At 47.2% G+C, this 8,301-nt stretch carries 6 protein-coding genes; 4 read left to right on the forward strand and 2 right to left on the reverse strand.

From position 1 onward, the window contains the following. Positions 1-166 precede the first annotated feature (166 nt). On the reverse strand, positions 167-1,777 hold the full coding sequence (gene guaA / locus QO189_RS14085) for a glutamine-hydrolyzing GMP synthase (protein WP_371533224.1): 1,611 nt from the start codon (positions 1,775-1,777) through the stop codon (positions 167-169). Between the two features lie 252 nt (positions 1,778-2,029). Here guaA and QO189_RS14090 point away from each other — a divergent pair, with 252 nt between their 5' ends. The 3 genes from QO189_RS14090 to QO189_RS14100 all read left to right on the forward strand — a co-directional run bounded on the left by QO189_RS14090 (position 2,030) and on the right by QO189_RS14100 (position 5,900). Further along, on the forward strand, positions 2,030-2,476 hold the full coding sequence (locus QO189_RS14090) for an MgtC/SapB family protein (protein WP_201599420.1): 447 nt from the start codon (positions 2,030-2,032) through the stop codon (positions 2,474-2,476). Positions 2,477-3,126: 650 nt separating this feature from the next. Next, positions 3,127-4,695, forward strand: a complete 1,569-nt coding sequence (locus tag QO189_RS14095; RefSeq protein ID WP_371533225.1) for a YadA-like family protein — start codon at positions 3,127-3,129, stop codon at positions 4,693-4,695. Positions 4,696-4,886: 191 nt separating this feature from the next. Next, a complete protein-coding gene (locus QO189_RS14100) occupies positions 4,887-5,900 on the forward strand; it encodes a hypothetical protein (RefSeq protein ID WP_371533226.1) in 1,014 nt (337 codons plus the stop codon). A 163-nt stretch (positions 5,901-6,063) separates the two neighbouring features. Here QO189_RS14100 and QO189_RS14105 read toward each other — a convergent pair whose 3' ends face one another. Next, the gene (locus QO189_RS14105; RefSeq protein WP_371533227.1) at positions 6,064-7,224 is read right to left on the reverse strand and encodes a MalY/PatB family protein; all 1,161 of its coding nucleotides are present in this window, start codon (positions 7,222-7,224) and stop codon (positions 6,064-6,066) included. A 183-nt stretch (positions 7,225-7,407) separates the two neighbouring features. Here QO189_RS14105 and QO189_RS14110 point away from each other — a divergent pair, with 183 nt between their 5' ends. Further along, positions 7,408-7,902 carry a cupin domain-containing protein gene (locus QO189_RS14110; protein ID WP_371533228.1) on the forward strand — a complete coding sequence of 165 codons (495 nt, stop codon included), beginning with the start codon at positions 7,408-7,410 and terminating at the stop codon, positions 7,900-7,902. Positions 7,903-8,301: the final 399 nt, after the last annotated feature.

Here is an 8,301-nt window from a genome sequence, read left to right on the forward strand (position 1 = left end):
CGTACGCTTAGCCCTTGTAGTCTCTAACTTGTCCATGAATAAGCTCCTTTTTCGTAAACTTATTTCAGGACGGGACACTATTAGCAAAAAAAGCACCCAACTAAGTTGAGTGCTTTTTTATTACTATACAAATCTAATCAGATTTTTAGTTTGCTCTGATTAAAAGTTATTCCCACTCAATCGTCGCAGGTGGCTTGCTAGACACATCATAGGTCACACGTGAGACGTCAGCGATTTCATTCATGATGCGGTTTGATACCGTTTCAATCAAATCATACGGCAGATGCGCAAAGCGAGCCGTCATAAAGTCCACGGTCTCAACCGCACGTAGCGCGATTACCCACGCATAGCGGCGGCCATCGCCGACCACGCCGACTGATTTGATTGGCTGGAATACTGCAAAGGCTTGCGCCGTTTTGTCATACCAGCCTGAACGCTCAAGCTCTTGCATAAAGATAGCATCTGCCAAACGCAAGACATCGGCGTATTCTTTTTTCACTTCGCCCAAGATACGCACGCCAAGACCTGGACCTGGGAACGGATGACGATAGATCATTTTGGCTGGTAAGCCCAAAGTAATACCAAGCTTGCGCACTTCGTCTTTAAAGAGGTCACGTAACGGCTCAATCAGTTTAAATGCCAAGTCATCTGGCAAGCCGCCGACGTTATGATGGCTCTTAATGACGTGTGCTTTACCTTGATGTGATTTGGCAGACTCGATCACGTCTGGGTAAATCGTACCCTGTGCTAAGAACTCAACGACTTTACCATCGCTTTGCTCGCTCACTTGACGCGCACTATCAGCGAATACGTCAATGAAAGTTTTGCCAATGATTTTGCGTTTTTTCTCTGGATCAGACTCGCCTGCTAGCGCATCTAAGAATAAATCTTCAGCATCAACACGGATGACTTTGACGCCCATGTTTTCGGCAAAAACTTGCATGACCTGATCGCCTTCATGCAGACGCAAAAGACCATTATCCACGAACACACAGGTCAGCTGATCGCCAATGGCTTTGTGCAATAACGCTGCAACGACTGAGCTGTCCACCCCGCCTGACAGACCGAGCAATACTTGCTTGTCACCGACTTGCTCTTTGAGCTGCGCGATACGCATATCAGCGATATTATCTGGCGTCCACTCACCAGCACAATCGCAAATCTGATGAACGAAACGACCTAGCAGCGCTTGACCTTGTAGGGTGTGCGTCACTTCTGGGTGGAACTGTAGACCGTAGTATTGCTTATCATCATTGGCCATAATCGCAATCGGGCAGCTTGGCGTACTAGCAACGATGTCAAAACCTTCAGGTGCTTCGATGACTTTGTCACCATGGCTCATCCAAACGTTTAGCTTGGCAGCCGCGCCGTCAGTCTTGCTGTCTTCGATACCGTCAGTCAGCTGCGAGTGACCATTTACTTCGATGGTCGCTGCACCAAACTCATGAATATCACTGGCATGAACCTGCCCGCCAAAACGATCTGCCATCGCTTGCATACCGTAGCAAATACCCAATACAGGCACGCCTAGGTCAAACACCGCGTCATTGATACGCGGGCTGTTGTCTGCATGGACGCTCTCAGGGCCACCCGATAATATGACGCCTTTTGCGCCAAAATCGATGATGCGCTGAGTGTCGATGTCATAAGGGAACATCTCACAAAACACCCCAGAATCGCGCACACGGCGGGCGATTAACTGACTGTATTGCGAGCCAAAATCGAGGATTAAAATGCGGTCTTGCTTGATAGTTGGCGTCGATGATGCGGTCGTCATAAGGTGAGTATCCATCAATAAAAAATTGGTGCCCTATTTTAACAAGTTTCGGGGCAATGATGGCGATTGACGTGCGGTTTATTCGCAACTATTTTATTGGTGACTTACATTTGGAATGGGTAATCGTACTGCTGCATACCAAATATGGCATCTCATGATCGTTATATGGTATAAAAAGTATAGTACGGTGACATGGACGTTGATATTGTGCAAGTGTACGATATGCGTGCAATATGGAAGGGACTTTACATTATGTTCGCGTTTGATCTAAACCTCAAACTGCTGGCCTATCACGCCATGCAGCTGAGTATCGCCTTTATACTGTCGCTGCCCATTGCGCTCAATCGTGAGTTTCAAGACAATGGCGCAGGCCTCCGTACTTTTCCTTTGGTTACCATTGCCTCATGCGCCTTTATGCTGGTAGGGATGGATATCTATGACAGCCCCGACGCCCAAGCGCGCATTATGTATGGCATCATCACTGGCATGGGCTTTATTGGCGGCGGCGCGATTGTCAAAAACAAAGATGGCGCAGAAGGCACCGCGACGGCCGCAGGACTCTGGAACACTGGCGCTATTGGTATTTCAGTGGCTTACGCTCGCTACGAAATCGCCATCATCTTATCCGTGGTGGGATTTTTAATATTGCAATTTTCTACACCATTTAAAACTAAAGCAAAGCATAAAGACAAGTCTTAATTCTTTCTACTCTTCGATTTGCCATCCATCTACTTTAGCGTCATACAGAATATCATCTGCTAACCACCCCTTTTTCAGTAATCTTGACTTCAATTTACCACGCTGCTCTCTTTTGATTACTTTCCTGCGCACATTTTAATGCTATTAAATATCATTTATCTTACACCCCTTACTATTAAGTATTTTTACACAGCCCAATATTCACAAGGCTTGAAATCCCTTACGATAATTACGTGTTTTTTGTTGAATAATTTGACTGTAACTTTTTGAAAACAGACGTTAATTATCAGTCGAACTTTGTTACGTAATCATGTAGATTATAAATGTGGATGCCAAAAACACCAGTGAAACACATGGACGAGCGGCGTATTGCCTTGTGAAAAAAACAAGCGATTTTAGCAGCTTATACCGCTGTTTTATCCACCCAACTGGTACTATCGCAGCAGGGTAGCGAGTAGATTAATTGTAATATTGCTACATTGAGACTCGGTAACACAGTTGAGACTTGTTTGCCTCATTAATAGCAGTACAGGCAATCAATTGTCGGGTTATTTGCAAAAAAAATAAATAACCCATTGAATAAAAATGTTGCTGCCGTATTTTTTATCGACACCATCAAGCCCTAACGTTTCTAAAAAAAGGATGAAGAAATGAAAAAAATGGACTTCTTACCGCGCTCTGCTCTAAAGCTTAGTACTCTCACCTTAGCCATTGCCGCCGCTGCATCTTTTGCCACTACTAGCACCATGGCAGCTGAATGTCAGTTAAGCAGTGGCAATACTGGTAATGCCTCTGGTCTTGGAACAGACGCTTTGGCCTGTGGCCCAAATACTAGCGCCTTTGCTGATAATGCCACCGCAATAGGTCAGAACGCTTTTGCATCAGCGGTTAATGCTGTGGCGGTAGGCAACACCGCCTTTGCCTCTGATGAAAATACCGTCTCGATTGGGTCTAACTCACAAGCTGATGGTATCGACGCAGTAGCAGTTGGCGGCGGTGTATCTGAAAATGGGTCGCGTGCTGGCGCTCAAGCTTTGGGCAACTCAACCACGGCGATCGGCGGCGAGTCAATTGCCGATGGCGCAGGCGCAACCGCGATTGGTTGGCAGTCAAGCGCTACTGGTGCACAAGCACAAGCTTTTGGACACCAAGCTACCGCAAATGGCGCATTGTCTTTAGCGATTGGTGAAGACTCTCAAGCGCTAAGCGCTAACTCAACAGCCATTGGTAATCTATCTACTGCCACAGGCGTCGATGCACTAGCAATTGGTGATCAATCCAATGCAGCAGGTAATTCAACCACTGCTGTCGGCGGTGAGTCTGTGGCAACTGGCCCAGGCGCGACTGCTATTGGTTGGCAGTCAGGAGCAAACGCCGAGCGCGCTCAAGCGTTTGGTCATCTAGCTCAAGCAAATGGCGAACGTTCAACCGCCGTGGGTGAAGCTGCACAAGCACAAGGTGAACGCTCTGTCGCGCTAGGTAATGAATCGGTGGCAGGTGGCAGTAATGACACTGTCGCTATTGGTAATCTAGCCAATGCAGGTAATAACTCAGCCACCGCGGTCGGCGGTCAAGCCAATGCAGCAGGAACTGGCTCTACTTCGATTGGTTGGCAGTCAGCAGCAACTGGTTTACGCTCACAAGCGTTTGGTCATCTAGCCAGCGCTTCTGGCGAGCGTTCACTTGCGGTGGGTGAAGATGCTGCTGCACAGGGCGAGCGCTCTGTCGCGCTAGGCAACCAATCAGTGGCAGGCGGTTTAAATAGTATCGCTATTGGTAACGGCGCAACGGCAGCAGCTGACAATCAGATCGTCTTGGGTAATGCTGGTCAACTGCAAGCCAGTACCGCAGCACAGACAGGCACGACCAATCTTGTCACAACTGATGCCAACGGTACATTAGGTACCAGTGTCAGCGTAGACTCACTAGCAACCTCTAGACAATTCAACGACTTACGTAGTCGATATGATCGTCAAGAAGATCGCTTGGATGAAGCCGAAGACGGTATCGCAATGGCACTGTCTCTAGAGACGCCAGTGATTCCTGCTGGTAAGCGCTATGCCATGTCATTTGGTACCGGCTATTACAATAGTAGCTCAGCACTGAGTACTTCATTTGCTGGCAGAATGAGCGATAGCATGACCATTTCGGCCGGTGCAGGTGTCGGGCTTGATACTGGAAAAGTAGGTGCTCGCGGCGGTGTCACTTTTGCTTGGTAATTCATTTACGTAGTAACTGCTCATAAATATCTACTGCCGCCTTGAGCTTATATAAGCAGAGCGCAGTAGATATCACTGAACTTTCTCCAACCAATTGAAATGTATATAAACTCGCCTAAACAAGTCTTAATAAGTATCTAACTAGATCATTTTACGAGACTTTAATATTTAAAAAAACAGGATAAAAAATTATGAAAATGGAATTCTCATCACGTTCAGCGCTAAAGATCAGTACACTCGCTCTAGCAGTCGCCACAGCGTCTTTTAGCACTACCGCCGTGATGGCAGCTGATGGCAGCACGATGGCTCTGGCCTATGGCAATCAAGCCATGGCAGGCGGCACCAATGATACGGTTGCACTCGGTAGTCAAGCAAATGCAGGTATGAACTCTGCAACCGCTGTTGGTGGTCAAGCCAATGCAGCAGGTCTGGGCTCAACCTCGATTGGTTGGCAATCAAAAGCCACCGCTGAACGCGCCCAAGCATTTGGTCATCTAGCCAATGCTAGCGGTGTGCGTGCAACGGCCGTCGGTGAAGCGGCAATGGCGGGCGGAACGAACGATACGGTCGCTGTCGGTAATCAAGCAAATGCAGGTATGAACTCAGCGACCGCTGTCGGTGGTCAAGCCAATTCGGCAGGTTTGGGCTCTACCTCTATCGGCTGGCAATCAAAAGCCACCGCTGAGCGCGCTCAAGCATTCGGCCACCTAGCCAATGCTAGCGGCGTACGCTCAACCGCTGTCGGTGAAGCAGCAATGGCGGGTGGAACGAATGATACGGTCGCTGTCGGTAATCAAGCAAACGCAGGTATGAACTCTGCGACTGCTGTCGGCGGTCAAGCCAATGCAGCAGGTCTGGGTTCAACCTCTATCGGTTGGCAGTCAAAAGCTACGGGCGAACGCGCGCAAGCGTTTGGTCATCTAGCCAATGCCAGTGGTATGCGTGCAACGGCTATTGGTGAAGCGGCCGCCGCACAGGGCGAAGCTTCTATTGCGATTGGTAATATTTCAATGGCTAGTGGATTAAATAGTATCGCTATCGGTAACGGCGTAAAAGCCACTAATAAGCATCAGGTCGTCTTAGGTAACGCAGGCCAAGTGAAATCCAGTACCGCCTCACAGACAGGTCAAGTCAGTATTGTGACGATTGATGAAAATGGCACATTAGGTACCATGCTCGTTGACTATTATAAGTCTGCTCAATAATACGAGAAAAACTACCGCTCATTCCATAAACAATAAAAACCCCGCCATCGCGGGGTTTTTTGCTATTTAACTATAATAAAGCTTATGAGCAAAGCATTGAGTAAATCTCTAAACGAGTACATCAGCCATTCACCAAAACTCCATATCTGCTTTATAACCGCTTTTATAATGTGCTAAAGGCGCTTTGAATACGATTCAATCCTTCCATCAATACTGATCTAGGACAAGCCACATTTAGGCGCATTTTAAGATGTCCTTCCTCACCGTATTTGATCCCAGCATTGAGCTCCACTTTTGCCGCACGTAAAATATCATAAAGCTGCTCGTCGTCTTGACTGTACGCTGAGCAATCCAGCCAAATCAGATAGGACGCTTCTGGACGCATGACCTTAATATTTGGCAGATGCTCAGCGAAAAACTGCATGGTTAAATCAATATTAGCCTCAATATATGTCAGCGCCTGTGCCAACCATTCATCGCCTTGCTCATAGGCATTACGCATCGCTGTATAGGCAAATAAATTCAGCTCATACTCGTCATTTAATTGCTGCTGCTGGCTGATTTTTTGAAGTAAACCGTCATCTTTAGCAAAGATCATCGAGCCTTTGATACCCGCGATATTAAAGGTTTTGGTCATCGAGGTCAGGCTGACCACCTTGTGCTCATAGCCTTGCGCTAGCGTCAAAAACGGCGTGAACGTGTGACCGCTCAAGGTTAAATCTTGATGAATCTCATCACTGACAATCGCTACATCATGCTTTTTACAAATCGTCAGTAACGCTTCAAGCTCATCTCTCGTCCATACGCGCCCGCCCGGATTGTGCGGATTGCAGAGTAAATACAGCTTCACATCATGCTCTATTATTTTGGCTTCGATATCCGCTAAATTTAAATGATATTTGCCCTCGCTCTCTTGTAACGATGAGGTGATGAGCGTACGACCATTTTGCTCAACTTTACTCATAAATGGCGCGTAAATCGGATCATTGACCAGTACCGCATCCCCTACTTCGGTAAAGACGTTCATCATCAGCGCTAGGCTTGGGACGACACCTGGCGAGAACAAGATATTTTCTTTAGCAAGCGGCAACTCATAGCGACTGCCATGCCAATCAATAATCGCGTCGTACAGCGCCTCGGTAGGTTTGGTATAGCCCAATATGCCATGCTGCACGGCTTGCTCAATCGCGTTTAAGATAGGCGGCGCGGCCTTAAAATCCATATCAGCCACCCACAGCGGAATCGTGTCATCGCTATAGTGCCATTTGAGCGACCCTGTATCCCGTCTGTCGATGACCTCATCAAAGTTATACAACACCCGCACTCTCCTTTATTTAAAATAATGGTTCAGGGTACAACATGAATAGCGTCATCAACAATCGCTTTATGCAGGATATATAAAGTCGCTATCTGATTATCAACATCACGCCTATTTCGTCCCTTTTAAAACCTGATACTATTGGCTAATAGTGGTATACACTCAAAGCATCAATCAAGGAGACAGATGATGACGACACCAGACCAACAGCCACGTAAGGACACGCAAGCATACGTCTTGACCAAATCCGATATCGATAACACGCCTGAGACTGAGCATGTCCATCAGTTCAATGAGCACGCTATACGCCATACGGTGTCGCTCAGTGATATCGTTGGTCTGACGAAATTTGGCTTGCACCTCGTACGGGTGGAAGCGGGAGATGAGACGACGACGCATCACTATCATGAAGAGTCTGATGAGTTTATTTATGTGCTGTCAGGCGAGCTATCGCTGCGCTATGGCGATGAGCATTATCAGCTGAGTGCTGGAGATTTCGTCGGCTTCCCTGCTCATGGCGCGGCGCACTCGATGCGTAATGAGAGCGATACCGATGCCACTTACTTGATGGGCGGCAGCCGACCACCGATTGACATTACCCTGTATCCAGAGATCAATCGCAAGATGTATAAGATCCATGGCAAAAAAGAGTATGTGGATATGGAAGATTTGGGGGAAGTTTAAACTATGTAGTGGTGAAAAGTAGCCAATCCTGCCATCCGCTATTATCTGCTTATCTAGGCGTGGCGAGGCTACGGTTTGTGTCATTCCTGTTTGGTCACGATACTGCCCCAAAACCTAGCCTTCGCAACACGCCTATCCAAGCAGGATAGCCGCTACTGTCAGGGCTAAAACGCGACTTCGTAGCAACCTTTATAGGAAAAGTAAGATTATATTTAATCAAAAATAAAGTTTTCTACATCATTCAAAGCATCGTTTCTATTAGGGTGTGTTGACATATATAGAATAATTGATAATCATAGTGTTATGACTAGATTAACCCTATGTGATGCCCAGTGGGCAAAGATAGCACCGTATTGTGCAGGTAAAGAGACCGATGTTGGTAGAACAGCGGTAAATAAT

The sequence above is a fragment of the Psychrobacter sp. Arc29 genome (genome assembly GCF_041431175.1).
Classification (GTDB): domain Bacteria; phylum Pseudomonadota; class Gammaproteobacteria; order Pseudomonadales; family Moraxellaceae; genus Psychrobacter.

Excerpts from the sequence above, each read along its gene's own strand:
- guaA (WP_371533224.1), bottom strand. The coding sequence starts at position 1,777 with ATGACGACCGCATCATCGACGCCAACTATCAAGCAAGACCGCATTTTA.
- QO189_RS14090 (WP_201599420.1), top strand. The coding sequence starts at position 2,030 with ATGTTCGCGTTTGATCTAAACCTCAAACTGCTGGCCTATCACGCCATG.
- QO189_RS14095 (WP_371533225.1), top strand. The coding sequence starts at position 3,127 with ATGAAAAAAATGGACTTCTTACCGCGCTCTGCTCTAAAGCTTAGTACT.
- QO189_RS14100 (WP_371533226.1), top strand. The coding sequence starts at position 4,887 with ATGAAAATGGAATTCTCATCACGTTCAGCGCTAAAGATCAGTACACTC.
- QO189_RS14110 (WP_371533228.1), top strand. The coding sequence starts at position 7,408 with ATGACGACACCAGACCAACAGCCACGTAAGGACACGCAAGCATACGTC.